Origin of the sequence: Salipiger sp. 1_MG-2023, assembly GCF_030547555.1 — a bacterium.
Taxonomy (GTDB): domain Bacteria; phylum Pseudomonadota; class Alphaproteobacteria; order Rhodobacterales; family Rhodobacteraceae; genus Salipiger.
Map to the genome: position 1 here is coordinate 13,713 of NZ_JAUOQN010000047.1, position 23,411 is coordinate 37,123.

At 62.7% G+C, this 23,411-nt stretch carries 24 protein-coding genes and 2 pseudogenes; 15 read left to right on the top strand and 11 right to left on the bottom strand.

From position 1 onward, the window contains the following. Positions 1-264: 264 nt before the first annotated feature. Together Q4543_RS24640 and Q4543_RS18395 are read right to left on the bottom strand one after the other, a co-directional pair. Positions 265-1,563: pseudogene (locus tag Q4543_RS24640) on the bottom strand (CRISPR-associated endonuclease Cas3''); the annotation flags it as partial. A gap of 276 nt (positions 1,564-1,839) precedes the next feature. Next, entirely contained in the window at positions 1,840-2,379 is a 540-nt protein-coding gene (locus Q4543_RS18395; protein ID WP_303440688.1) for a GNAT family N-acetyltransferase, read from the bottom strand. Between the two features lie 327 nt (positions 2,380-2,706). On the opposite strand from Q4543_RS18395, the gene Q4543_RS18400 reads away from it, so the two are divergent. The 4 genes from Q4543_RS18400 (at position 2,707) to Q4543_RS18415 (ending at position 4,918) form a co-directional block, all read left to right on the top strand. Further along, on the top strand, positions 2,707-2,955 hold the full coding sequence (locus tag Q4543_RS18400; RefSeq protein WP_303440689.1) for a type II toxin-antitoxin system CcdA family antitoxin: 249 nt from the start codon (positions 2,707-2,709) through the stop codon (positions 2,953-2,955). Then, positions 2,952-3,248 (top strand): CcdB family protein, encoded by a 297-nt coding sequence (locus tag Q4543_RS18405; protein ID WP_303440690.1) that lies wholly within the window; start codon positions 2,952-2,954, stop codon positions 3,246-3,248. The genes Q4543_RS18400 and Q4543_RS18405 overlap by 4 nt, the downstream gene beginning before the upstream one ends. Positions 3,249-3,485: 237 nt before the next feature. Further along, a complete protein-coding gene (locus Q4543_RS18410; RefSeq protein WP_303440692.1) occupies positions 3,486-4,199 on the top strand; it encodes a hypothetical protein in 714 nt (237 codons plus the stop codon). After that, positions 4,097-4,918 (top strand): hypothetical protein, encoded by an 822-nt coding sequence (locus tag Q4543_RS18415; RefSeq protein ID WP_303440693.1) that lies wholly within the window; start codon positions 4,097-4,099, stop codon positions 4,916-4,918. Before Q4543_RS18410 ends, Q4543_RS18415 begins: the two co-directional genes overlap by 103 nt. A 321-nt stretch (positions 4,919-5,239) precedes the next feature. Here the strand turns inward: Q4543_RS18415 and Q4543_RS18420 are convergent, their stop codons facing one another. From Q4543_RS18420 to Q4543_RS18430, 3 genes are all read right to left on the bottom strand, one after another. Then, on the bottom strand, positions 5,240-5,950 hold the full coding sequence (locus Q4543_RS18420) for an IS6 family transposase (protein WP_303440695.1): 711 nt from the start codon (positions 5,948-5,950) through the stop codon (positions 5,240-5,242). Positions 5,951-6,029: 79 nt separating this feature from the next. Beyond that, positions 6,030-7,256, bottom strand: coding sequence for a type II toxin-antitoxin system HipA family toxin (locus tag Q4543_RS18425; RefSeq protein WP_303440697.1), 1,227 nt, complete (start codon positions 7,254-7,256; stop codon positions 6,030-6,032). Then, a complete protein-coding gene (locus Q4543_RS18430; protein WP_303440699.1) occupies positions 7,253-7,564 on the bottom strand; it encodes a helix-turn-helix domain-containing protein in 312 nt (103 codons plus the stop codon). The genes Q4543_RS18425 and Q4543_RS18430 overlap by 4 nt, the downstream gene beginning before the upstream one ends. Before the next feature lie 623 nt (positions 7,565-8,187). Here Q4543_RS18430 and repA point away from each other — a divergent pair. From repA to Q4543_RS18445, 3 genes are all read left to right on the top strand, one after another. After that, entirely contained in the window at positions 8,188-9,387 is a 1,200-nt protein-coding gene (gene repA / locus Q4543_RS18435; protein ID WP_303440701.1) for a plasmid partitioning protein RepA, read from the top strand. Then, positions 9,384-10,295 carry a plasmid partitioning protein RepB gene (gene repB, locus Q4543_RS18440; RefSeq protein WP_303440703.1) on the top strand — a complete coding sequence of 304 codons (912 nt, stop codon included), beginning with the start codon at positions 9,384-9,386 and terminating at the stop codon, positions 10,293-10,295. Before repA ends, repB begins: the two co-directional genes overlap by 4 nt. A gap of 214 nt (positions 10,296-10,509) precedes the next feature. Beyond that, a complete protein-coding gene (locus tag Q4543_RS18445; RefSeq protein ID WP_303440705.1) occupies positions 10,510-11,586 on the top strand; it encodes a helix-turn-helix domain-containing protein in 1,077 nt (358 codons plus the stop codon). Here Q4543_RS18445 and Q4543_RS18450 read toward each other — a convergent pair. Together Q4543_RS18450 and Q4543_RS24645 are read right to left on the bottom strand one after the other, a co-directional pair. Then, complete coding sequence (locus tag Q4543_RS18450) at positions 11,564-12,337, bottom strand: ATP-binding cassette domain-containing protein (protein ID WP_303440707.1); 774 nt, start codon at positions 12,335-12,337, stop codon at positions 11,564-11,566. The genes Q4543_RS18445 and Q4543_RS18450 overlap by 23 nt on opposite strands. Continuing rightward, complete coding sequence (locus Q4543_RS24645) at positions 12,252-12,482, bottom strand: ATP-binding cassette domain-containing protein (protein WP_368502168.1); 231 nt, start codon at positions 12,480-12,482, stop codon at positions 12,252-12,254. The genes Q4543_RS18450 and Q4543_RS24645 overlap by 86 nt, the downstream gene beginning before the upstream one ends. 117 nt (positions 12,483-12,599) lie before the next feature. Here Q4543_RS24645 and Q4543_RS18455 point away from each other — a divergent pair. From Q4543_RS18455 to Q4543_RS18480, 6 genes and pseudogenes are all read left to right on the top strand, one after another. Then, positions 12,600-12,812 (top strand): annotated as a pseudogene (locus Q4543_RS18455) (DUF1403 family protein); the annotation flags it as partial. A 70-nt stretch (positions 12,813-12,882) separates the two neighbouring features. After that, the gene (locus Q4543_RS18460) at positions 12,883-13,815 is read left to right on the top strand and encodes an IS5 family transposase (protein ID WP_303440708.1); all 933 of its coding nucleotides are present in this window, start codon (positions 12,883-12,885) and stop codon (positions 13,813-13,815) included. Positions 13,816-13,875: 60 nt separating this feature from the next. Beyond that, complete coding sequence (locus Q4543_RS18465; RefSeq protein WP_303440726.1) at positions 13,876-14,916, top strand: tripartite tricarboxylate transporter permease; 1,041 nt, start codon at positions 13,876-13,878, stop codon at positions 14,914-14,916. After that, a complete protein-coding gene (locus tag Q4543_RS18470; RefSeq protein ID WP_303440728.1) occupies positions 14,916-15,206 on the top strand; it encodes a putative quinol monooxygenase in 291 nt (96 codons plus the stop codon). Before Q4543_RS18465 ends, Q4543_RS18470 begins: the two co-directional genes overlap by 1 nt. Further along, positions 15,203-15,997, top strand: coding sequence for an N-acyl homoserine lactonase family protein (locus Q4543_RS18475; protein WP_303440709.1), 795 nt, complete (start codon positions 15,203-15,205; stop codon positions 15,995-15,997). Before Q4543_RS18470 ends, Q4543_RS18475 begins: the two co-directional genes overlap by 4 nt. A 42-nt stretch (positions 15,998-16,039) precedes the next feature. Next, complete coding sequence (locus Q4543_RS18480; RefSeq protein ID WP_303440710.1) at positions 16,040-16,972, top strand: aldo/keto reductase; 933 nt, start codon at positions 16,040-16,042, stop codon at positions 16,970-16,972. A 167-nt stretch (positions 16,973-17,139) separates the two neighbouring features. Here Q4543_RS18480 and Q4543_RS18485 read toward each other — a convergent pair whose 3' ends face one another. Both Q4543_RS18485 and Q4543_RS18490 read right to left on the bottom strand, forming a co-directional pair. Beyond that, positions 17,140-17,772, bottom strand: coding sequence for a tyrosine-type recombinase/integrase (locus Q4543_RS18485; protein ID WP_303440712.1), 633 nt, complete (start codon positions 17,770-17,772; stop codon positions 17,140-17,142). Positions 17,773-17,916: 144 nt separating this feature from the next. Continuing rightward, the gene (locus tag Q4543_RS18490; protein ID WP_303440714.1) at positions 17,917-18,831 is read right to left on the bottom strand and encodes a LysR family transcriptional regulator; all 915 of its coding nucleotides are present in this window, start codon (positions 18,829-18,831) and stop codon (positions 17,917-17,919) included. Positions 18,832-18,928: 97 nt separating this feature from the next. Between Q4543_RS18490 and Q4543_RS18495 the strand changes: the two genes are divergently transcribed. Both Q4543_RS18495 and Q4543_RS18500 read left to right on the top strand, forming a co-directional pair. Beyond that, positions 18,929-19,690: an SDR family NAD(P)-dependent oxidoreductase gene (locus tag Q4543_RS18495; protein WP_303440716.1), complete on the top strand. Its 762-nt coding sequence runs from the start codon at positions 18,929-18,931 to the stop codon at positions 19,688-19,690. Continuing rightward, positions 19,687-20,052: a carboxymuconolactone decarboxylase family protein gene (locus Q4543_RS18500; protein WP_303440718.1), complete on the top strand. Its 366-nt coding sequence runs from the start codon at positions 19,687-19,689 to the stop codon at positions 20,050-20,052. Before Q4543_RS18495 ends, Q4543_RS18500 begins: the two co-directional genes overlap by 4 nt. 732 nt (positions 20,053-20,784) lie before the next feature. Here Q4543_RS18500 and Q4543_RS18505 read toward each other — a convergent pair. Together Q4543_RS18505 and Q4543_RS18510 are read right to left on the bottom strand one after the other, a co-directional pair. Continuing rightward, entirely contained in the window at positions 20,785-22,212 is a 1,428-nt protein-coding gene (locus Q4543_RS18505; protein ID WP_303440720.1) for a DUF6880 family protein, read from the bottom strand. A gap of 276 nt (positions 22,213-22,488) precedes the next feature. Continuing rightward, a complete protein-coding gene (locus Q4543_RS18510; RefSeq protein ID WP_303440722.1) occupies positions 22,489-22,740 on the bottom strand; it encodes a hypothetical protein in 252 nt (83 codons plus the stop codon). Positions 22,741-23,411 lie beyond the last annotated feature (671 nt).

A 23,411-nucleotide genomic window follows, 5' to 3' on the forward strand; every position in this document is an offset into this window, starting at 1 on the left:
CAGCACGGGCGCCGCGATCGCCTCGTCCACCGCATTGCGCACCCAGACGCAGGCAGCGCCCAGCGCGGCGCTGTCGGCGATGAGCTCCACCGCTTCCTCGGCCGAGGAGAGACGGGAAATCCGGACAGGCCCTTTCCGGGGCCGGTCGTCCTGCGCGAACGTGGTCCGGGCCGGGCCACCCGCCACGCTCAGCGCCGGATAGGCCGGGCTGTCCGGCGCCTCGCCATAGGTTTCCAGCAGCATCCTGCGCAGGTCCAGGGGCAGCGTCGCCGTCAGCACAATGGCCGAGCCGCCCGCCGCGCGATGCATCCGCAAAAGGCGCTCCAGTTCCCTTGCGACGTAGGGCTCGCCCATCTCATGCACTTCGTCGACCACCAGGATCTTCGAGGACAGGCCAAAGTGGCGCAAGGGCTGGTGCTTGACCGGCAGCACCGACAACAGCGCCTGATCAATGGTGCCAACACCAACATCCGCCAACAAGGCCCGGCGGCGGCTCTCGGCAAGCCAAACCGTGCAACTTGCCTCGTCTTCGCCGCGCGCCCCGCCTGAAACCATGTCCCGAAATGCAGCGGACAGATCGGACCGGCCATGCGCCAGCGTCAGACTGGCATTCCGGTACATCCGCCCGATCATATTGGCGGTCCGGCTGAACATGGCATCCGCGGTGGCCATGGTGGGCAGCGCAAAGTAAAGCCCCCTGCCCTTTCCCGCCAGCGCCATGCGATGGGCGAGGATCAGCGCGGCCTCGGTCTTTCCCGCGCCGGTTTCATCCTCGATCACCGCAAGCATCGGGCCATCTGGCAACGGCATGTCCCTGCAGGCCCTCTGCATCGGGCGCAGCGCGAAATCAAAGATCGGCCCCGCTTGCAGCGCGCCTCCGCCAAGCCCGGCCTCGATCACCGCCACATCGGCGATCCGCCGGGTCTGCGCGAGATACTCCGCCAGCCCTGCCCCGGATGCAGCCGCCGTGAACCAGCGCGTGTTCGACCCGATCCAGTCGGCCGCCGCGCACAGCCCCGGCAACCACCAGGACAGCTGCCGCGCGGCGTCATCGCCCAGCCCATTCAGCGACGCCGCGGGCCAGAGCCCGCAGAAGGCGTCGATCACCTGCCCAGCCGGGGCCTCTCCGGAGCCGACCGCTTGCAGCAGCCTGCGCAATTGCCGCGAGGTCGACGACGCCGGCAACGCGCCAAGCGCAAGATCGGGCGGGCGCCCATGATGGCCCGCCGTCGCGGCGTAAAGCAGCTGCCGTTGCAAGGGGGTGCCGCCCAGCGCCCCGGAAAGGCGGCCATCATGCCTGTGCAGCAGCACTTCGCTCAGTTGCCAGTGCCTGTGGGGCTGCACCCGTCCCTCCTCCAGCATGCGCCGGAAGCTGTCGCTGATCTTGCCAAGATCGTGCAGCGCAACGAGAAGCACCAGCGCCTCTCTCAGGGGGGCATCAAAGGCAAAGCGGGCGATCAGGATCTCCGCGACAGCGGCGACATCCAGCATGTGATACACCGCCGGGTGCGCAACACCATCCGGGCTCGCCGGGCTCTTGCCGGGCCAATCTGTATAATGCATTGCCCCGCCTCGCGTTGAGATGCTTTTTCGAACGTGCCGCCGCAAGCCTCTCAAGGCAAGACTCCGATGACTCGTTTCCGACAACAATACCAATGGGTCAGAAGGGCTTGGGGTGCTTCACAAAGCGGGGCGGTCCTCTGCCCTGCCCCGAGTTCCGCCGACTTCCAGCCAGGATCCTGTGACCAGCAAACGCTGTGCATCGGTCTCAGAGGTATCCGCAGTCGTATTGCTCGTTGGTGCAGCCTCTTTGCGACGTGCACGCTCCTCGCGCAAAGACTACCAGATGTCGGCTCTGTTCAATGCGGGAACACATGTCGGTGTTCCGATGAGACTGGGCATCGCGTCTCCGGTCAGGGATTGCCCGATCCATCCATGGGGGAAGCTGAGCGGCAACGGCGCCAGTGCCTGATCCTCTGTGATAGGATTGAATCCGACCCGGCGGTAATAGTCTGGATCGCCGTAGGTTATCGCGATCTCCGCCCCCCCGGAGCGTAGAGTTTCCAACGCGCCAGAGATGAGGGCTTGGCCAATCCCTTGCCGCTGAAAGGCGGTTGCCACGGCCATTGGTGAAAGCAAGACCACGTAGCGAGGGTCGCCCGGGTAGGTCAGGCGCGTGAAGACAACCGCTCCGACCAGCTGGCCGTTTTCTTCCGCCCGGAACGCGTGAATCTCGGACGCCTGCGTTCGTGCAAACAGATCTCGAACCAAATCGCCAATCAATGCGCCCTCATCTGGTCCTTCCGACGCGGCGAACGTCTCGGTGAACAGATCGATGATCGTCTGCTCATGTCCTGTGAAGCCATCGATGATCTGCACGTCTGGTTCCCTTCATCGCAGGTGCGCTTGCAGCACAATCGGGTATTCTGGCCAAGCGATAAACCGGATTCAGACCGCGGGGGGCTATAAGGCAGGTCTCACCCGCGCCGGTTTCGCGGCGGCCAGTCACGCCTCCAGCCATCGAACGCAGCCGCTGAGGGTACGCCTGGCAGCGCGACAGGGAAATGCCCCCTTACGTCCACCCACGTAGATGTTCCACACGGCGGCCAGTTCTGCGGGCCCAATACGATAGACCTGTCGCGCAAATCCGAAACCTTGCAGTGTGTATTCTAAATGTGTATGAATCGTGCCGCGAATGGAGATACCATGGCTCAGCCAAACCGCGAAAAACGCAGAACCAATGTCACCCTGAGCGCCGACACGCTGGCCAGGGCCCGGGCCCTTCACCTGAACGTGTCCGAGATCAGTGACGCGGCATTGACCCTTGCGGTCGCGAAAGCTGAGGCCGAGGACTGGTCTCGGCGAAATGCTGATGCCATCGCCGAGCGCAGGGTCTGGATCGAGCGGAATGGCGCGCCCCTCGCCGACCTGCAAGTGCTCCGCGTCGACGAATGACACAGTTCCACGTTCACCGGCTGCCCGGTGGCCGACTGGTCCTGGATCTGCAGACGGACCTGATCGACACGGGCACCCGCGTCGTTGCCCCTCTGATCCCACGCGATCACGGCCCCATGGCGCTTGATCGGCTGGAACCGCTGCTAAAGGTCGCCGGGATCGCGCATGTGCTTCATACTGCCGAAATGGCAGCTGTGCCGTCCAGCCTTCTCGAGCAACCTGCCATCGCAGACCTTTCGAGCCAGGATTACGAGATCCGACGAGCGCTCGACATGGTGTTTTCAGGGTTCTGACACTCTGAGCATTTGATCCCACGCTTCGATCGTCTGTCTACTCCTGCTGCTGCAATCGGAGAGCGTAGTTTGGCAAGCTTGCCTTGAGCCCTGAGCACAGGGCGAACAGGACCAATCGGCATTTAAGAGAAGCGGCTATAGGTCTTGCCCGCCTGTTCACATCGTCTGCGGCCTCTTGTGCTTCCCGGGTGCGCAAGTCAGGCTAAGCGGAATTATTGCAACACATAGTCGAACCGCATGGCAGAGACGCCTCTTACGCTCGCAAAACCCATCAGTGCTCGACATGGGCGCACTGCAACCAAGGATCTCGAGAAGCTAGACAAGGCGCTGACGATGATCGTTGCCGCCATCTTGCAGGACTCGAACCGCACCGCCGGAGTCATCGTGGGCGTCGCGACCTCCAAGCTGGTTGCTGCCAGCATCATGGCCGGAACGTTCAGCGGCATCGGCGCTTTTGGTCTCGCCAGTACCGGGGCAGCCATTGGGGGCCTATCCGGTGCAGCAGCGACCACGGCAACACTCTATTGGATCGGGTCGAGCGTTGGATTGGGGGTTGCGGCCGGCGGCGTCATGCTGACCGGCGGTGCGCTGGTCGCGGCGGTCCCGGCAGCAGTCTACTGCCGACGAAAGATTTTCGGACGTCGAAGGATTGCAGAGGATCTGTTGCCCGGCGAACAGGCCGCGCTTTACGCTGCGTTGCGCATCGCGGCCCCGGTCCGGATCATGCATGGGCAGGCCAGCCCCCCGACGAGGGTCGAAATGCGGCTTCTCTCGAAGCAAGCGCTTCAGCCGCTCGCGGAAACGCTTGCTGATCTTTATATATGTCAGGATAAAGTCAAAGGAAAGCCATGCAGATCCCCCAAAGCCTCTCTCGCTTTCTTTCCTGCAAGACGTTTGCAAAAGGGACACGCGAAACTATCCCACATCGCCGAAAAATGGGACAAGGCGTAGCCCGACGCAGTGCGGCCGTCGTCATTGCAGTCACGCTGCAGCGCCTGATCGAGGACGGAAAGCAGGCGTGGAGCGTCGAAGAGCATTTGGTGATCGAGGCGCTGCGTCGATCCAGCAGCGATCTTTCAACGGCGTCGGAGCAGGATCTTGGATCGTATCTGGCGCGGCTTGGCCCGGACCAGCTGCGCGGTGTGATCTCCAACGTGAAAGGCATCTATCACGAGATGCTCTTCGCGGCGGCCGAAAACGCGAATGGGGATGCGGTGACCGCCCATTTGCATGAGACGACGAACCACCAAGGGTCCGATGTGTTCTTCACATCGATCGACGGCGAGGTGATTGGAGAGGTCCAGCTGAAGGCGGTTGCGTCCCCTACGGAGGTCTACGACCATCTGGCCACCTACCCCGGCATCAATATCCGCGTGAAGGAAGAGGTTGCCGAGAGGATGATGAGACCGGATGTCACGGGCAGCGGGTTCAGCAACGAACAACTCGACGCCGAGGTTCGCGAGGCGTTCGGTCTGCTCGAGGGAGAGACCATTCCTGATGAGGTTCTCGACACTGCCAACTCTTCCATCCTGATCGGGGCTGCCTTCATGGCGCGCGGTGCGCTTCGAGACGGGAAGGTCAATCCGAACGCGCTTCGATCAGCCATGGGGGATCTAGGTGTGGGCCTGACCACGGCCTTCATCTTGGACGCAATTCTCACCGGTGCGTAGCGCCCCCATCCCCCTTTTCGGCGCCACCCGCAATCTGGATGCCGGCGTCACCGCCCCATTCGAGATATGCAGCGTGCCGGGTTAGCCGCTGATGCCGACGGGGTGCACGCTGCCACCACGATCTTGGACGTGCTTCAGGGTGGGCGGTTAAATGCGCGGATCCTTGCGATTCTTGGGCTGGTGTTCGATGCGTTCGAAGGCGCAGATTTCGATTTCACTGACCAAAAGCTAGTCCCACGACTAAATGTGGCGGGCCAGGCGCTCGCAGATGGGCTTTGTCAGGTTGCTGGTATCACCCCGAATTTGCGGTGGAGCCCAAACTCAGACGGTCAACTCGGCTGCATAGCCTGCCCACAGCAAGAACGCAGCGGACCGGGCATGTCGGTAGGATCTTGCGGACAGACGGTGACGTTTCGGGCCGAACAGACTGGCGGCCTGGTCATGCACTGACAGGAACGTCTGCGCCTGTTGCGGGGATTTGAAGCGGCCCATGATCTTCTCGCGCCGCCTTGTGTGACAGTGGGACGCCTCGCCCCGATTGTTCAATCCTTTGTGCTGGCGGTGTTCGAGCCCCGGTGCGATCTCCGCCTTGGCCGCCCCGTAGGACCCCAGTTTGTCCGTGACGAGGACCCGGGGCTGGCCCCAGCGTTTCATGAGTTTGCGGAGGAAACGCAGCGCCGCAGCCTTGTTGCGGCGCGATTGGACCAGGATATCGAGCACATCGCCATTGGCGTCGACAGCCCGCCAAAGCCAGTGGCTCCGGCCTTTGATCCGGATCACGGCTTCATCAAGATGCCACTTATCGGCCGGTCGCGGGCGGTCGCGCCGGATTTTGGCTGCAATTTGGTGGCCAAACCGGGACACCCAATCCCGGATCGTCTCGTACGAAACGCAGATACCGCGCTCGGCTAGGAGATCCTCGACGTCGCGCAGGCTCAGGGCGAACCGATGGTATGCCCAAACGGCGTAGCCAATGACGCTCCGAGGAAATCGGAAGCCTTTGATCCGGGACAAATCTTCGATGTTCAGCATCACAGAGATTTACCCTGCCGCTTCGGCGCCAACAACCTGACAAAGCCCCCGGGTTTGCTGCGAGCCGGGGGGCAAACGCCTAGCGCCAGCGCCGCGCCTCGGCCAGGGCGGCAGCGATCTCGCGATCAAGCGCGGGCGGCACCAGGAATTGCTCGGCAAGGCGCGGCCATTGGGACAGGGCGGCATCGACCTCGTCGATGATCCGCGCGGCACTGCGCGGGCGCAGCCCTGCCCCCCTTGCCACTTCGGCAAGCGCCGCCGCGCCGGGGCGCCTTCCCTCCCCGGCCAGGGCAAGTGAATGTTCGCCGCCCGGCCCCAGCGACCAGGACACATCATATGCGGGGGCCAGGCGCCAGGCGCCCGCGCTGTCCATGAGAAAGCCGTGGTTGCGCACGTGGTCGTCCCGATTGAGCGCGCGGACATTGAACACCATGCGCCGAAACATCTGCTCTACCGCGCGCACATCCCGGCAGACGATGCGCGCCAGCTTCATCAGGTCGGCGTAATCGACCGCCCCATATGCCATGCCGCAATCCAGCATCCCCGCGACCGTCGCAAGATGCAGCCTGCCATCGCCCGGCCTGTCGAAGCGATCGGTCACGAAAAAGCTTTCGCTGGCGCCGGTCAGCCGGGTCATGGGGCTTGTGTCGATGCCCGCAAGGCGCATCGCCGCGCCATAGGCCAGCTCTGCCTCGATACTGCCGACCGGATCGCCCGCCGCCCGTGCCTTGATCAGCACATGGCGCCATCCGTGGGCCAAGGGCAATCGGTGACTGCGCAGACGGCCCCCGTTCATCTGCGCGACGAATTTCGGCCGCGCGCCTTGGCTGCCACCCGAAATCCGGCGCAGGCGGGTCAGGTCGTCGGCGGTTGCATCCTCTTCGACGCGGGGGATGATGGCCTCGAACCAGCCCAGGTCGATTTCGCCGGGCCCTTCCCCGCCGGTCTCGGGCACATAGGTCAACGCCCCTGAACCGTGGCATCCAACGAAGGCCAGCCGCTCAAGGTCGCCGATCCCGGCGCGACCGATCCCGCGAGCGGCCATCTCGCGATCCAGAAGCAGCCGGCCCCAACCGTCCGGAAGGCTGTCTTCGAACAGGCCGGGCAAGGTCGCGCCACGGGCGCGGTCAGGCCACAGCAGCCCGTCGTAACCGCTGCCCAGCGGCAGGATCGGCAACGAGGCCGCCGCGAAATCCCTGTCCCATTCCAGCACCGTGACCCGATCGCGCGGATCACGTCCCAGCTGCCCGACCCGCATCATCGCATCGCCGCCGAAATCCAGACCGACCTCTAGACGCGGGATCATGGCTTGGGCCTTGCGCTGGCGCGCTGGCGTTTCGGCAGCGTCTCGAGATCGTCAAGCGTCTGCGCCCGAGGCATCGGGAACAGGTCGGCAAACCCTTCGAGCGCCCCAAGCGCCTCGGCGATGCGCAGCACGGTTTCAAGGCTGGCCGCCCCGCCAGCTTCGAAACGGCGAAGCGTCGCAATCGACACCCCGGACCGCAGGCTCAGCTCGTCCTGGGTCAGGTTCGACGCCAGCCGCCGCGCCCGCGCCGCATCCGCGATCCCGACGCGCAGATCCTCGGCAGATTTGAGAGCATCAAGATAGGCCATGTATTCCCGTGCGTCAAATGATCACATACGATATGATATAGGGTATGATCGCTGGTTTAAACATCATATACGATATTTTATGTGATCAATGAACCGGATCGGCTGGGATCGATGATATCGCGGCCTTGCGCTTCAACGTCAAGGGCGCGGTGCCCCGGATGCCAGCGGGAACCGGTGGCCGATTCCCGCAGCATGATCAGGCCGAGGCGTTGGCTTTCCTCGCAGCTCTTTCCAAAGCGCTGGGGGATGAGAATCGCGCGATCCGCCCCCGTCCTGCGTTACGAGCCGCGCGCAACCCGTTGCACCGCCATATAGACCAAGCTGACCTGTCCTTGGGTTGTGGATAAGTTGTGAATGCTTTTTTGTCTCAAAAACAGCAACTTACCTAATGTGCTTGATGTATCGCTAAAAGTTCCGGCGCGCCTTTCGCCCTGCGCACCGCCCTGCCCCGCAAATTCCGTAGGCGATTTTCCTTGAGATCCACCCCCCAACCCGGCATACCTGTAACGCGTAAACAACAAAAATGCGCCCAGCGCGTTCCTTGGTGCAGTCGGCAGCACATGATCGACAGGTGGAACGCAAGCGGGGCGCGCAGGCGGCAGACAGATTCAGGCGGACATGGCATGAGCTATCCGATCCTTCACGACAAGCTCAAGGCGGATGCCGGGCGGCTCTCTGAGGCGCTTGAACACATGTCCAAACTGTTCCTTGCCCCGCGCGAGGAAAAGAGCCTGCGCAGCTTCACCACCGCCGAGGTCGCCGAGCTGCTGCGCGTCTCGGATGGCTACCTGCGCAAGGCGCATTTCGACGGGCGCATCCCCGAGGTCGAACAGGGCGCGGGCGGCAAACGCCTGTATTCCGCCGATGACATCCGCAAGATCCGACACGCGCTGTCGCAGACCGCCAAGGATCCGTTCCAGTTTCTGCCCGGGCGACGCGACGGCGACAAGCTGCAGATCTGGTCCACGGTCAACTTCAAGGGCGGCTCCTCCAAGACCACCACCACGGTCACGCTGGGCATGCGGCTGGCGCTGCGCGGCTATCGGGTGTGCCTTGTGGATGCCGACCCGCAGGCGTCATTGACCACGTTCTTCGGCTACCAGCCCGAACTGGATTTCCGCGAAGGCGGCACGCTTTACGACGCAATCCGCTACAATGACGGCGACAGCACCCGCGTGCCGATCACCGATGTGTTGCGCAAGACCTATTTCCCCGGCCTTGATCTGGTGCCCGGCGGCATCATCCTGTCGGAATACGAAACCGAAACGCCGACCGCGCTGAGCCGGGGCGAACAGCCGGTGTTTTTCAACCGCATCCGCGACAGCCTTCGGCAGGTCGAAGACGATTACGACATCATCCTGATCGATTGCCCGCCGCAGCTGGGCTATCTGACCATGTCGGCGGTCTGCGCGTCGTCCTCCTTGCTGATGACCATCATCCCCGAACGGGTCGATCTGGCGTCGGCCAGCCAGTTCCTGACCATGGCCTCGGGCGTGCTCGAGGTGCTGCACGCCAATGGCGGCGTCGGGGCCTATGACAATTTCGCCTATCTTCTGACCCGCTTCGACACCGCGATCAGCACCCAGCAGGACCTGTCCGAATGGATCCGCAAACTGCTGGGCGACAGCGTGATCGAAACGCCCTTCGTGAAATCCTCGGCCGTGTCCGAGGCGGGGCTGGCGCAGAAAACCATCTTCGAGGTCGACCTTGGCGCAAGCCGCAACCGCAAGACCTACGAACGCGCGATTAACTCTGTCATCGGGTTTTCCAACGATATCGAACGGATGATCCAGACTGCATGGGGGAGGGACAGCAAGCCATGAAACGAGACCTTCTGGCCAAGAGCCTTGCGCAAATGGGCAGCCGCGACACCCTCGAGGCCCCTGTCCCGGGCGCCGCCCCCAAGTCGCTGCGCAGCATGTCCGACGTGCTGTCGCAAGTGTCCGCGCAGGCCCCGCAAGACATCGACCCGGCCGAAATCGCGGATTCCGACATCGCCGACCGGTTTGACGTGGCGCAGGGGCTGGATGATCTTGTCGCCTCGATCCGGGCATCGGGGCAGCAGCTTCCTGCCCTGTTGCGATTCCGGCGCGGCGCCGGGCCGCGCTACGAGGTGGTCTATGGGCGCCGCCGCATCGCCGCCTGCCGCGTCCTGGGCATCAAGGTGCGCGCCTATATCCGCGAGATGGATCACCGCGAGGCGCTGATCAGCCAGGCGCTGGAAAACTCCGCCCGGTTGGAACGCAGCTTTATCGAACAGGCGATTTTCGCGGTCCGCCTGGAAGAACAGGGGTTCAGCCGCGCCGATATCGGCGATGTGCTGGCGGTGGACAAGGGCACGCTCAGCAAGCTGATCGGCGTGGCGCGCGATGTGCCCGATGCAGTGATCTACGCCATCGGGGCCGCCCATGACGCGGGCCGCCGTCCGTGGCTGGAACTGCGCCGGCTGTTGAAGTTGGACGATGCCCCGGACGAGGCCGCGCTGTTGGCGATGATCCCGGATGTCGCCTCGCCCACGGACCGGCTAAGCGGCTTGATCCGCGTATTGGCGAAGCAAGACGGGCGCCGCCCCCCTGCCCCGGCATTGCCGCCCGCAGCCCCGGTGCGCAGCACGGCGCGCGGCAACCGGCTGACCATCGAGGTATCCGGGCAAAGCGACACTGGTTTCATCGGCTTTGTCGAGGCACGGCTCGCCGCGCTGTACCAGAACTGGAAATCCGGCAAGGGCTAAGGCCCGCGCCCCGCAATAACCGTGGTTGGCCATGGCCAACCGCATCACACAAACCGAGCAGCAAGGAGGCAGACAGCGCGCAAAAAGAAACCCCCCGAAGGCGGTGAGGCACTCCGAAGGGTTCCGATTTACTAGCACTTCATTGGTACCCCCAATCACGAATCACTGCAACACCGATTTCGGTGAACGATCTTCTTTTGCCGTCTGACATCAGATGACCCACCAAAATTCCGTGGCGCATCGCGCCGGGGCGCAGGAAACCTGTGCCCAACCCGACCGTCTGACCGGTGCGGGCTATGGCGCGATTTGCGATCAGCCAGGTTTCGCGCCGATTTCGCGCCGCGATCTGATGGTCGCGGTCAACACCGTTGCGCGTGACCTTGGGTTGCGCGCCGCCTCGGTGGTCGTGATCGATGCGCTGCTCAGCTGCCTGCCTTGCCGCGACCCCAAGACGCGCACCGACCGGCCGATCGCGCCGGACATGCTGCTGACGATCTATGCGGCGAATGACACGCTGTGCTTTCGCGCGCGCGGCATCACCGACCGTCAGTTGCGGCGTCACCTTGCCAAGCTTGAAGACATCGGCCTGATCCAGCGCCGCGACAGCGCCAATGGCAAACGCTTTCCCGTGCACCGGGCCGGCGAGATCGTCGGAGCCTTCGGGATCGACCTGTCGCCGCTTCTGGTGCAGGCGGGAACGCTTGTAGATCGCGCCCGGCAACGGCGCGAGCAGGACGCCGAGTTGCGCGGTTTGCGGGCCATCATCGGGCGGCTGAGGCAGGATTGCCTTGCGCTTCCGCTCGACGACGCGCAGCGGGATTGGGTCGAACAGACCCGCGCTTTGGTGCGCCGTGCGGGCATCACCCCGGCCCTGGCGCGTGACCTTTTGCGTCGGATGCAGGACCTGATCGCAACCTGGACCAAGGCCAACCCCACCCCCGAAACAGAACAGACGCCCGCCACAGACGGACAAAACGTCCGGCACAAAGAGCGTAAAACTACAGATACAAAAAAACCCTACGACGGCGATGAACACGCCAATTGGTCCGACATGCCAACGCTCGCCAGCTTCTACCCCGATCCACCAAGGACGCGACATGCGTTGCACAGGGTGATCTACGGCTTTGGCAAGATGCTGGGGATAGAGGATGCGCTTATTGCCACCGGCTTGGCCCGGCTTGGAGGCTCGCAAGTGCTGCGTTGTCTCGACCGTATCGCGGCCGATATTGAACGGATCAAGCACCCATCGGGCTATTTCAACCGGATCGTCATATCCGAGTCCGGGATGTGAAGTTGGCCATGGCCAATTGCGGGCGCGCCCAGTCAGGCTGCGTCTTGCCCTGTGCCCCGTGATGCAAGTGGCAGGCGCCCTGCTGCGCCCCCATGTGACCAAGCATCGGTATCTCGGCGCGGCAGCGGGGGCCGGCATGCGGGCAACGCCGGTGAAAGGCGTCGCCCGACGGCGTGTTGAGCGGAGACGGGATTTCCCCTTGATGGGTTGGAATGCAGCGCGCCCGATGCCTTGGGCCTGGACCGAGGCCAACAGCGCCCGGGAGCAGGGGTGTTGCGTCAACCAAGCGGCCCAGATACATGATCGCTACGCGGTCGCAGACATGGCGCACAACGCCGAGATCGTGGCTGATGAAGATCGCCGTCAGCGCAAGCCGCTTGCCCAGATCCATGAACAGGTTAAGCACCTGCGCCTGGATCGACACATCAAGCGAGGCCACGGCTTCGTACAGCACCAGCAGATCGGGTTGCATCGCAAGCGAGCGGGCGATGGCGATGCGTTGACGCTGACCGCCGGAAAACTGGTGGGGCAGGCGGTCGGCATAGGCACCTTCAAGGCCGACCTGATCCAACAGATCGCGGGTGTTCCGCACGGCCTCGGGCGCGGACCAGAGCCCATACGCGCGTGGCCCTTCGGCAATGGTTTCGCCGACCCGCATGCGCGTATCAAGGCTGGCGAACGGGGCCTGGTGGATCATCTGCACGCGGGTCGTGGTCTTGGTGACGGTGCCGCGTGGCGACGGGGCGGCCATGCAGACGAATGCCGCCGTCCGAGGGGGCGTAGATGCCGGAAATTAGGCACACCAGCGTGGATTTCCCGGAGGCGGATTCCCCGACAAGGCCCAGAACCTCGCCCTGCGCCACAGTCAACGACACGTTCGACAGCGCGTGAACCATGCGTCGACTATCATGTCTGATAAGGCAAACTTATTGGACACATCTGCAAAGCGCAAGTTGCGGCGGTTTTGGCGGAATTTTGTGGCCTAAACCGCCGAGCTTCTATAGGCTACGGTCATGACATTTGCTCGCCCGGATCACCGCAGCGCCCTTGGGGCCCTGCCCGACTCCCCGTCTTGGATTGCCTCCGCACGCGCCGAAACCATTGAAGATGTTGCGTTCTTTTCGGGAGCGGCACTGAGCGTCCTGCATCTTGCGCTGGGGCAGGCGGACGTGCCGCGAGCCTTGCTGCGGGGCAGGCTGGCGCTGAGCGCAGCGGAGGCCTGTGTCGTGCGGCGTTGTTGCACAAGCCTGACGGCAAGGGATTCACTTGGCGAATCCATGCCGTTAGATGTGCCGCATGAGCATGCCATTACCTGCCCGCTATCGTACGATGAACTGGTCCAGCTACAATGCGTCGCTGCGCAAGCGGGGGGCTTTGCTGATTTGGGTCGACAAGGACATGGCCTGGCGCGCGCCGCCTGACGGTCGGCCTGGACGGCCTGCGGTCTTTTCCGATGCCGCCATTCAGTTCTGTCTGTCGATCAAAGTGCTGTTCAAGCTTCCGCTGCGCCAGACCGCCGGGATGGTGGCGAGCCTGCTGAAACTGGCGGGCCTGGACTGGCCCGTGCCGGATTTCTCCACGCTGTGCCGCAGGCAGAAGACCTTGGCCGTTCAGGTCCCGTATCGCCGCGCCAACGGACCGCTGAACCTGCTCGTGGACAGCACCGGGATCAAGTTCCTCGGCGATGGCGAATGGCAGGCACGCAAGCACGGCGTGCAGGGCCGACGCCAGTGGCGCAAAGTACACTTGGCCATGGACCCGGCCACATCTGACATCCGTGCTGTGGAATTCACGCCAAGCCGCGACGGCGACAGCCCCGTGCTGCCCGACCTGCTGGGCCAGATCCCGGAGAGCGAACTGATCGGCACAGTGACCGCGGACGGTGCCTACGACACGCGCCGCTGCCACAAGGCTATCATCGAGCGCGACGCGGTTCCGATCATCCCGATCCGCAAGAACGGGCGGCTATGGAAAGAAGACTGCCCCGCGGCACGCACCCGCAACGATACCCTGCGCGCGACGCGATACTACGGGCGGGCATTCTGGAAGCGCTGGACTGGATACCATGTCCGCAGCAGGATCGAGGCGAGGATGCGCTGCCTGAAATCCTTCGGCGAGCGCATTGCTGCAAGAGACCCCGAACGCCAGACCGCAGAAATCCACATCCGCATCGCCCTCATGAACCGCTTCAACGCCCTCGGCACCGCCGAGATCGTCCGTGTGGCCTGAAGTCAGCGGGGTAAGGGGCAGTCACGCCTCAGGCCGCGGTAATGCAACAACGCCGCGCTGCTGGCGCTCTTTGGGATCTTGCTATCCGGCACGCTCATGTCCGAGGACCTTGTGGTCAAGGGCTGGATTGCGGGGCTTGCTGGATTGGCCATGGCGATGGTCGGGCTTGACCCTCTGCTGAGCGAGCCGCGCTATACCTTCGGCTGGTCCTATCTGATGTCGGGCTTCCAGGTTGTCCCAGTGCTGATGGGCGCGTTTGCCATCCCGCAGATCATCGACGGGCTGCGTCACGTTGATCCGGGCAAAGCCATCGCGCTCACCGGGCGCATCTTGCCGAACTTTGCCGCCGTGCGCCGCCACATGCCCACGATCGCGCGGTCGGGCGTGATTGGCACGGGCGTTGGTGCGCTGCCGGGCGTGGGCGAGGATGTGGCCGGTTGGGTCAGCTACGGAGTCGGCAAATCGGCCAGCCATGACGGCAAGAATTTTGGCAAAGGGTCCATCGAAGGGCTGCTGTCGTCCGAGACGGCGAACAACGCCTGTATCGGTGGTGCGCTGATCCCGCTATTGGTCTTGGGCATTCCCGGATCACCGCCCGCTGCTGCGCTGATGGGGGCGTTCAAGATCAACAACATCATCCCCGGGCCGACGATTGACCCGTCGATCATCCTGCGGGTCTGCGCGATCATGGTCCTGGCCTCGCTGACCATGTTCATCATGGGGCTGTTTACCGCACGGGTGTTCATCCAGATCCTGCGTCTGCCGCAAACCGTTTTCCTGCCCGTGGTGCTGATCCTGACCACCATCGGCAGTTTCAGCGTGGGCGGGGGGATCAACGATCTCTACCTGATGTTGGGTGTCGGCGCGCTGGCGTATTTCATGAACCTGCTCAAATTCCCCATAGCGCCACTGGTCATCGGTGTCATTCTGGGCGGGCTCTTTGACGAAACCTTCCGCCGCTCCCTGCTCCTCAGTGATGGGGATCTGTCGGGCTTCTTCAACCGGCCCACCGCCGCGGTCCTGCTGACGCTGAACGTGGCGCTGATCGCCGGTCAATTGCCCGTGGTTCGCCGGACATTCGCAAGATTGAGGAATAGATGATGTTTGCCATTTGCGTGACCTTCCGCATCGCTGCCGGGCAGATGGAGGCGTTCATGCCCCTGATGCTTGAAAACGCCGCCGCGTCCAAAAAGCTTGAACCGGGCTGCCATCGCTTCGATGTGCTCACCGATGCAGACAAGCCCGATCAGGTCTTTCTCTATGAGCTCTACACCGACAGCGCGGCCTTTGATGCGCATTGCGACAGCGCCCATTTCAAGGAGTTCAGCGCGGCCACGGCTGATATGGTGGCCGGCAAAGAGGTAACCAGCTGGAGCACGGTCGCATCATGAGTGAATGGGAGGTTCATGCGGTCAAATACGCGGACCGCAACGCGCGGGTCAGAGGCGATAGCTTTGTCTTCGACGATCGCCACGACGTGGCTCACCCGATGGATTATTTCATCTGGGTGCTGCGCCGGGGGGATCGGGTGATCCTTGTCGATACCGGCTATGATGAGGCCGAGGCCGATGCGCGGGGCCGGCCGATCCGGCTTGATCCGCGCAGCGCTTTGGCGCCTTTGGGGATCGCGCCCGAAGCGGTCGAGACCGTGATCGTGACCCATTTGCATTACGATCACGCAGGCGGCCTGCACCTGTTCCCCAACGCACGATTGCATATCCAAGCGGCCGAGATGGCCTATGCCACGGGGCCGTGCATGTGCCACGATACGCTGCGGATGCCTTTTTCCGCGGGCCATATTTGCGAGACGGTCAAGCGACTCTATTCGGGCAAGGTCATGTTCCATGATGGCGATGCCGAGGTGGCAGATGGGGTCACGGTCCACCGCATCGGCGGGCATAGCCGGGGTCTGCAAGCGGTGCGGGTGCGCACATCAGCGGGATGGCTCGTGCTGGCCTCTGACGCCGCGCATTTCTACGAGAACTTCCAGAGCCGCAAACCCTTTCCCATCGTGGTCGACATGCAGGACATGCTTGACGGCTTCGTGACGATCGAGCGGCTCGCCAGCCGACCGGAATTGATCGTGCCCGGACATGATCCCTTGGTCATGTCATCCTTCCCACGCGACAAGGCGGATCACATCGTGCGGTTGGACTGTGGGCCAAAGCTGCCCGCCGCTTGATTCAGTCACCCAACGTTCCCTTCCCAACCCGAAAGCTCGCCAATGACCCGCATTCAGACAAGAAACGCAACGCCCATCTCGCGCCTGGGCTTTGGTGCCATGCAATTTGGCCGCACGGCGGATGTGCGCAACGCCAATGAGATGTTCGAGGCCTGTGTCGCGGCGGGGATCAATCACTTCGATACGGCCTACAGCTATAACGGCGGCGCGTCCGAGAGCATGTTGGGACAGATCCTGAGATCAAACGTCGATGATCTGATCATTGGGACGAAAGCCCCTAACGATCGGCCTGCCACTGCGGACAACTTGCGCTCTGCTCTGGATGAAAGCCGCAAACGCCTGGGCGTGGACGGTGTGGATATCTACTATTTGCACCGTTTCGACGCGGAAACACCTTTTGAGGAGACATTCGGCACGTTGGCCGAGATGCAGTCTCAGGGGCTGATCCGCTACATTGGCGTGTCGAACTTTGCAGCCTGGCAGATCATGAAAGCCCAAGCGGTTTGCAAGGCTGTCGGCACCCGGATTGATGTCTGTCAGCCGATGTATAACCTTGTGAAACGACAGGTAGAGGTGGAGATTTTTCCGGCTTGTGAAGACCAAGACATCTCCGTCTGCCCCTTTTCGCCCTTGGGCGGCGGCTTGCTAACAGGGAAATACACCAGCGGCGCGCAAGGGCGTTTGCAAGAGGACAAAACCTATGCCGCGCGCTATGGGCAGCCATGGATGCATGAGACCGCCAGTGATTTGGCCGCTCTTTCGCGACGTCTGGGTATTGCGGCCACAACCCTTGCCGTCGCATGGGTGGCGCGGCATTCGGCGGTGACATCTGCGCTCATCTCGGGACGCAATGTCGCGCAGTTGCAGCAGTCGCTGGATGCGATCGCCTTGGAGTTGTCCGAGGATGCCTACGCGGAGATTTCGCAACTCAGCCCCCAGCCAACGCCCGCGACCGATCGTTCGGAAGAAACCTAGGGCCATCAGCCTAGGACCCGCGATGGGCTGCGGGCAGATGACCACCGCATCGGATGCAGGTTCGCCTGTATGGAAAGGTCCTTCGAAGAAGACACCACTGCAGCCGACCTTCGCCGCACCCGGTCCAGACGTCCGGTCAGAGCCATCCTTGAAGACGGCCCAGCCGTTTAGATTTCAATAGCTTCAGCGATGGCCAGCGCATCTTCAAGCTCAACGCCGAGGTATCTGACAGTGCTGTCCATCTTGGTATGCCCCAACAGTAGTTGGACCGCCCGCAGGTTGCCCGTCTTCTTGTAGATCTGGGTGACCTTGGTCCGGCGCATCGAATGCGTGCCGAAGGTGCTGGCCTCCAAGCCAATGGATGTCACCCACTCACGAACAATCCTGGCGTACTGACGGGTCGAGATATGAAGCCGTTCGTGAAAGCGCCCACGCCAAAGGTATTCTGATCCGACCATCAGCGGCTCTCGCATCCACCGTCCGAGCGACGCCCGTGTGCCTTCAGAGATTTCAAAGCGAACGGGTTTCTGCGTTTTGCTTTGCAGAACCGACGCTCGCTCCTTGATCTGGCCTGAAGCCATGACATCAACCACCTTCATCTTCACCAGGTCGCAGCCGCGCAGCTTGCTGTCGATGGCAAGATTGAAGAGAGCCAGATCACGATGGTTCTCGGCCAGCTCCGGTCGAACCCTGATCGCCCAGACGTGTTTGGGCTTGAGTGGCCGTTTCTGGCCGACGATCCTGCCTTTGTTCCAGGCAGGGCGAAGCGCGCGAATGGCAGGTAAGTTTGGTGTTTCCATGATGGATCCTCCGATCCACCACGCCCTCCCACATCAACAACCCGTCGTTGACAGAACAACATATCACATGATGCTGCGACGCATCCGAGGTCGGCTTGGAGCCCATTTAGACCGATGCTGCGTCATATTTGAACGTCTGCTCTATCATGGTAGATGCACGCCTTTGCTTTTCGTTGTGTGGTTTCCGAAGGTTGATCGGGCAAAGTTGATGAACGACGCCAGCCTCTGAGGTCTGTACCTGTCACGATGATAGATGAGCGCCATGGGCTGCTCTGGCGATTTCCAGTCGGCCAAAATCCGAACAAGCTCTCCTGCCGCGATATCCTGGGTTACGAGACATTCGGGGAGCATGGCGATGCCCATACCTGCTTTGGCCGCGACACGTACGGCCTGGCTGGAGTTCACCGTAATCGTCGCCTTCGGAGTCCATTTTTGGATCTCGGAATCCTTGGCGAAGCGCCAAGCTCTGCGTCCGGTCCTTGAAAAGAGAACAGCCCGAAATCGCTCCAACTCCAATGGTGTCCGGGGCGTGCCATGTTCCATCAAGAGTTCGCTCGACGCACAGACCATCATTCGATAGGGGGCGAGTTGGGTTTGCAGGAGGGTGCTGTCCTCCAGTTTTCCGATGCGGAAGGCTGCGTCAATTCCACCTGCGATCAAATCCTCATTGGTGTCAGACAGGACCACGTCGATCTCAGCGCCCGGCGTCATATCGGTGAAACTTTTTAGCGCGGGGATCAGGGCTTCGCTGCCGAAGCTTAGCGGCGCAGCGATGCGAAGGCGCCCTTGCGGCTGGGCCTGCTGGTCGCTGGCTTTTCCCTCGGACTGCGCAACCAGATCCAGAATATCCCGGCATTGCTCAAGGTAGCTTTCGCCGAAGTCTGTAAGACTATGCTGGCGCGTTGTCCGGTTAAGCAGGCGCACCTGAAGATGGTTCTCCAGGGCGGCGATCCGTTGCCCCACCAAAGCGCTGGTGACGTTGAGTTTCTGTGCCGCCGCATTCATCGTCCCCGCTTGAACGACTGCGACGAAGGTGCGCATGGCGATGAGGAGGTCCATTGAAAAGATATCCTTTTGAAAGATCCAAAATATCGCATCGTTATCATTGAATTCTTTCTATTCTACACATTGTTCCATCGATCAATGACGAGGAAGCATGATGGGAACGCGATTTGAAAACCGCGCGGTGCTGGTGACCGGTGCCGGGACTGGTATGGGGCGCGCTGTTGCCCTTCGATTGGCAAATGAAGGCGCGGCTGTCGCGCTTTGGGGACGGCGAGAAGCGCCGCTTGAGGCCGTGGCACAAGACATCCGTGCCGCCGGCGGCACGGCATTTGTTCACGTCCGCGATATCTCCGACCCCAAGGAGATCGCAGCCGGTGTCGAGGTCACCCTTTCGCAATTGGGCAAGCTCGACGCAGTCTTTGCAAATGCCGGGTGTCTGGGCGATTTCAAACCCTTACGTGACACGCATGCCGCCGATTTCAGCGATCTCGTTCAAACCAACCTTGTCGGGACCCAGCAAACGGTCGCGCAATGCTTACCCTATATGGAGCACGGCACAGTGTTGATAAATGCGTCATGGACAGCCGGAGCGGTCATGCCAGGATCAGGCGCCTACGCCGCGACAAAAGCCGGATTGCTCGCGATGATGCGGGTTTGGGCCGTGGAGGAAGGGCCGCGCGGCAATCGCGTCAATGCGATCAGTCCCGGCATCATTCTAACCCCGATGGCGGATGAGGTTCTGGACGCGGACATTTCCAGCCGACTGTCCAGCCATACGCCACTGCGGCGGAACGGCCGCCCCGAGGATGTGGCCGGCACGGCGGCGTGGCTCTTGTCTGACGACGCCGAATTCGTAACCGGGCAGGACGTTGTCGTGGACGGCGGTTTCACCTTGGGCGGTGCGCTAAGATGACAGAGGCAAAGGGTACACGGCTGGCCGACAGCCTCAATCCGGGCGTCCGTGACGTATTGGAGGAGCGATATGGGCACCTCTTGCCGGGCATGGCGGATACCGTCATCGACATGGCCTATGAACGCTTTTACGCCCGTCCGGGGCTTGATCTCAAAAGCCGCTATATCGCGACGATTGCGGCCCTGTCGGCAATGGGCGGTCAAACCGCACCACAGCTTCGGATCAATATCCAAGCGGGGTTAAAGGTCGGGCTAACAGAAACAGAGATCGCCGAGACGATCTGGCAAATGGCGCTCTATGGAGGTCTTCCCGCCGCAATTAATGCCTTAAACACACTCAGGTTAGTCTGTGCCGAGAAATAAAATTTGCGCGGACATTTGCGTGAAGTGCGGCGAAATCTCACTTCGTCCCGCACCTTGCCCGTTCGCGGCCAGCTCCATTTTGCGCTTGCAGCGAATGGCAGGTCTGAAGGGCCGCGCTGCAGCATCCGACATCCCCAATGAAAGGCCGCTGTGGGCCGGTTTGGGCCGCATCTTGTTCTGGATCGCTGACCTTTTGAAAGGCGCGAAGTGCCCCTTGCGGAAGGCTCGGGCAGGTAGGATCCTCGGATGAGGTTAGGGAGAAGTACGTTGAAGAACATAGATAGAGTGTGGAGACGGTTGAGGGATCTTCAGGGCGAAGAGTTTTTCACCAAGACCGGCAAGCCATTTTTATATTCGATCTCTGGAGAGGTGCTTTGTGTAACCCGGACAGAGTACAACTTGACCAAGGCAAACTTCGGCAAGGCGCTCGAAGTCGCGCCGTTTGATGGTCCGGGATCCGTAAACAACATTGTTCGCGGGCCATCATACGTTTGGGCGCTCCTGCATGACGATCGTGTCCGTAGAGATGACTGGTAGATGAACCGGGCGCATTTGGCAGCAGTAAATGGTGTGGAAGTCAGCTTTGGCCGTGGTCCGGTGATGTCATGCGGCTGGCACGAAGGTCGGCTCAGGGCCGGAAGTATCCTCCAGAACCTCTCTCCCGGATGGATGAGCGGAGCCGCCTTGCCTCTCCCGATCAGGCTGGCATCACGTCAAAGGCCTGCGCGCCGTCTACGAAACCCCCGCCCAGAACGAAGCCTTGCGCGGATGCGCTTCGGCGAGGGCGGCGGTGTAGGTCGCGTGGGTTGGATGCGGGCCGTACTCGGTGATCGCCGCATCGGCCTCGGCGCAGGCGGTCAGGTGGCGGGCGGCGTGGCCGTAGCGGCCCTTGCGTTGGCGCGTCAGGGCGAAGCCGATCATCGCGCGCCAGAGCAGCACGGCCTGCAGCGGGTGGGGCGCCGAAAGCGCCTCGGCCAGCGGGGTCAGCACCTCGTAATCCTCGCCGTCGATCTCGGCGTGGCGGGCGTCGATCAGCTGCGCAGCCAGCGCCAGATCCCCGCTCGCAAGGCAGAAGGCCAGCGCCGCCTCCACCGGCCTGAAGGTCAGGACCACGCGGCGCGCGGCGTCTTCCGCCTCGATATCCTCGAAGTCCGGCAGGCGCTTGAGATGCTGGCGCAGGGCGTCGGGGCAGAGGCATGTCTCGAAGCGATGCCAGAGCGCCGCGCGCAGTTCGTCCTCTCGGCCAAGCGCGGCGAGGCAGGCGAAATGCACCTCATCCATCTCGCGCGGGTCCAGCCAGTCGCGCTCATAGCCGTCGATGGCGGTGCGGATCAGGCGCAGCGCCTCCTCGGCGCGGCCCGCCTCGAGCAGGCGCGTCGCCGCCGCGGGGGCGATGGTGTGGTAGGTCAGCTGCTCTGGGGTGTATTTCGCCAGCCAGGCGTCGACATCCCCCTGCTGGTCGGCGACGTCTTGCAGGATGATCTGCAACGTGCGGTTCCGGCTCTCCAACGCGCGGGCCTGGCGGGCGGACGGGTCCGAGAGATAGGTGTAAAATGCCAGGTCCGCCTCGGTCAGCGGCGCCTGCCCTGCACCTTCGGCCCGGGCTTTCAGCGCGGCGAGACCGGGCTTTCCCAAGGCCGGGGCCAGCGCCTTTATGGCGTGGTCGAAGGCGCCGTAACCGTCTGTCGACATGGCCTCGAAAATATCGTCCGCCAGCGCTTCGGGGGTTTGCGAGAGCGTCGGCGCGATGCGCCCGATCGTGGCCATGGTGTCGCGCATCGCCTCGCCGATGGTGCCCCAGCTGTCGTCGCTGCGCTCATGGATGCCCTCGGCGAGGTGCAGCTGCGCCCAGAGCAGGTCGAAAGCCTGGTCCGGGGCCTCGGGCGCGATGCGGGTCTCGATCTGCCGGGTGAGGTCGTGCAGCTCCTGCCCCAGCTTTTTCTGCGCCTTGCGCGAGATGAAGCTGCGCCCCCGCCGGATCGAGGCGAAGCGCTTGCGCAGATCCGCCGCGATGGCCTCTGGCCCCTGCCCCGCGCTCAGGGCCATGCGCACCCGGCGCTGGCGGGCGGCGTCGCCCTTGACCGCCTCGAGAAGAAGATCCGCCAGAGTGTCCGGGCCAAGCGCCACCAGATTGGCCTTGTTCAGAGCCTTGCCGGCCATGCATGTCTCCCCTCGATCCGGACGGTTGGTGTGTCTTTTGTTGATCGGGAGGGACGCTATCACGGCCCTTGGCGGCGATGAACAGAGGATCTTTCCTGCGCGACGTCTTCACGTTTCGGGCCCGGATCGCGGCATGGGCGGTTCCTGCCGCCCTTGCCACGGCCCGGCGGCGGGGCGACATATACGCCAAGGGGCGCCCCGGTTTGGGCGCCCCTTGTGTCAGGTATGTGCGTTGCGCCAAGGCGGGCGGCTGGCCCGCCAAGGCGACGGCAGCGGTCAGCTGTTGAAGTTGCGGATCAGCGCCTCGGCCTGGAATTTCGCCTTTGCGGCGCTGCCCTGGTCGGACACGACCTGCCATGCGGCGACGGCTTCGGCGTTGCTCAGCGAGGCCACATCGGCGTTCGGCGCGATGCGCGACAGGGCGATGCGGGCGGCGTTGCCGGTGTTGTTGGTCTGGGCCGATGCGGCGCCCGTCAGAGCGGCGGTTGCGGTCAGGGCGGCGGCGGCGGCGAGAGCGATGCGGGTCATGTGATATCTCCGGTTTGGTCTGTGCGTTTATGTTCAACGTTTCCGTCTTGTGGCAGATATATCGGTCGCAGGGCGCAAAGGTTCAAATCACAGGATCGCTCTCGCGCGCTCTTGGGGATGTGAGAATTCTGGCTGGAACAAAAGTCTGTTCGGGTTGCTGTTCTGGTTAATCGTCTGATATTACGAAACGAATCGTGAATCGCCCGGTCGATTTTCACCGCGTTTTCTGTAACAGTCGCGGGCCAGACGGGCGGTTTTCGGATGACACACGCGCTTTGTGCATCAGCGCACAAATCTTCGGAAGATCCGGCGACGGGGCTACGGCTGAAACGACCAGGCCCCACACCGCATCAGCACTTCTGCAAACCGACAGCCGCTTCGGGACCGATAAGGCCTGCGCAGCAGGCGCATCGTCAGGCCCGCTGGCCGTAAATATCGAATGCCCGGACCACCGGCCGCCACGACACGCGCAGCACTCCCGAGCCGCGATACAGCAACTGGCCGCCACAGCACGGATGGGGGCGCCCCAAAGGGCACGCAGTCTCGTCGCGATCATCGCCGCGCGGCAGCCGCAGTGGCGCGACCCAATCCGACCCGGGTAGTGCCCCGAGAGGTGGTGTAAGAGCGCCGACCTTCGGAGAGGTCCAAGGCTGATCAGGTCGCCACGGCGG

Excerpts from the sequence above, each read along its gene's own strand:
- Q4543_RS18400 (WP_303440689.1), top strand. The coding sequence starts at position 2,707 with ATGGCTCAGCCAAACCGCGAAAAACGCAGAACCAATGTCACCCTGAGC.
- Q4543_RS18405 (WP_303440690.1), top strand. The coding sequence starts at position 2,952 with ATGACACAGTTCCACGTTCACCGGCTGCCCGGTGGCCGACTGGTCCTG.
- Q4543_RS18410 (WP_303440692.1), top strand. The coding sequence starts at position 3,486 with ATGGCAGAGACGCCTCTTACGCTCGCAAAACCCATCAGTGCTCGACAT.
- Q4543_RS18415 (WP_303440693.1), top strand. The coding sequence starts at position 4,097 with ATGCAGATCCCCCAAAGCCTCTCTCGCTTTCTTTCCTGCAAGACGTTT.
- Q4543_RS18420 (WP_303440695.1), bottom strand. The coding sequence starts at position 5,950 with ATGCTGAACATCGAAGATTTGTCCCGGATCAAAGGCTTCCGATTTCCT.
- Q4543_RS18425 (WP_303440697.1), bottom strand. The coding sequence starts at position 7,256 with ATGATCCCGCGTCTAGAGGTCGGTCTGGATTTCGGCGGCGATGCGATG.
- Q4543_RS18430 (WP_303440699.1), bottom strand. The coding sequence starts at position 7,564 with ATGGCCTATCTTGATGCTCTCAAATCTGCCGAGGATCTGCGCGTCGGG.
- repA (WP_303440701.1), top strand. The coding sequence starts at position 8,188 with ATGAGCTATCCGATCCTTCACGACAAGCTCAAGGCGGATGCCGGGCGG.
- repB (WP_303440703.1), top strand. The coding sequence starts at position 9,384 with ATGAAACGAGACCTTCTGGCCAAGAGCCTTGCGCAAATGGGCAGCCGC.
- Q4543_RS18445 (WP_303440705.1), top strand. The coding sequence starts at position 10,510 with ATGACCCACCAAAATTCCGTGGCGCATCGCGCCGGGGCGCAGGAAACC.
- Q4543_RS18450 (WP_303440707.1), bottom strand. The coding sequence starts at position 12,337 with ATGGCCGCCCCGTCGCCACGCGGCACCGTCACCAAGACCACGACCCGC.
- Q4543_RS24645 (WP_368502168.1), bottom strand. The coding sequence starts at position 12,482 with ATGGTTCACGCGCTGTCGAACGTGTCGTTGACTGTGGCGCAGGGCGAG.
- Q4543_RS18460 (WP_303440708.1), top strand. The coding sequence starts at position 12,883 with ATGAGCATGCCATTACCTGCCCGCTATCGTACGATGAACTGGTCCAGC.
- Q4543_RS18470 (WP_303440728.1), top strand. The coding sequence starts at position 14,916 with ATGTTTGCCATTTGCGTGACCTTCCGCATCGCTGCCGGGCAGATGGAG.
- Q4543_RS18475 (WP_303440709.1), top strand. The coding sequence starts at position 15,203 with ATGAGTGAATGGGAGGTTCATGCGGTCAAATACGCGGACCGCAACGCG.
- Q4543_RS18480 (WP_303440710.1), top strand. The coding sequence starts at position 16,040 with ATGACCCGCATTCAGACAAGAAACGCAACGCCCATCTCGCGCCTGGGC.
- Q4543_RS18485 (WP_303440712.1), bottom strand. The coding sequence starts at position 17,772 with ATGGAAACACCAAACTTACCTGCCATTCGCGCGCTTCGCCCTGCCTGG.
- Q4543_RS18490 (WP_303440714.1), bottom strand. The coding sequence starts at position 18,831 with ATGGACCTCCTCATCGCCATGCGCACCTTCGTCGCAGTCGTTCAAGCG.
- Q4543_RS18495 (WP_303440716.1), top strand. The coding sequence starts at position 18,929 with ATGATGGGAACGCGATTTGAAAACCGCGCGGTGCTGGTGACCGGTGCC.
- Q4543_RS18500 (WP_303440718.1), top strand. The coding sequence starts at position 19,687 with ATGACAGAGGCAAAGGGTACACGGCTGGCCGACAGCCTCAATCCGGGC.
- Q4543_RS18505 (WP_303440720.1), bottom strand. The coding sequence starts at position 22,212 with ATGGCCGGCAAGGCTCTGAACAAGGCCAATCTGGTGGCGCTTGGCCCG.
- Q4543_RS18510 (WP_303440722.1), bottom strand. The coding sequence starts at position 22,740 with ATGACCCGCATCGCTCTCGCCGCCGCCGCCGCCCTGACCGCAACCGCC.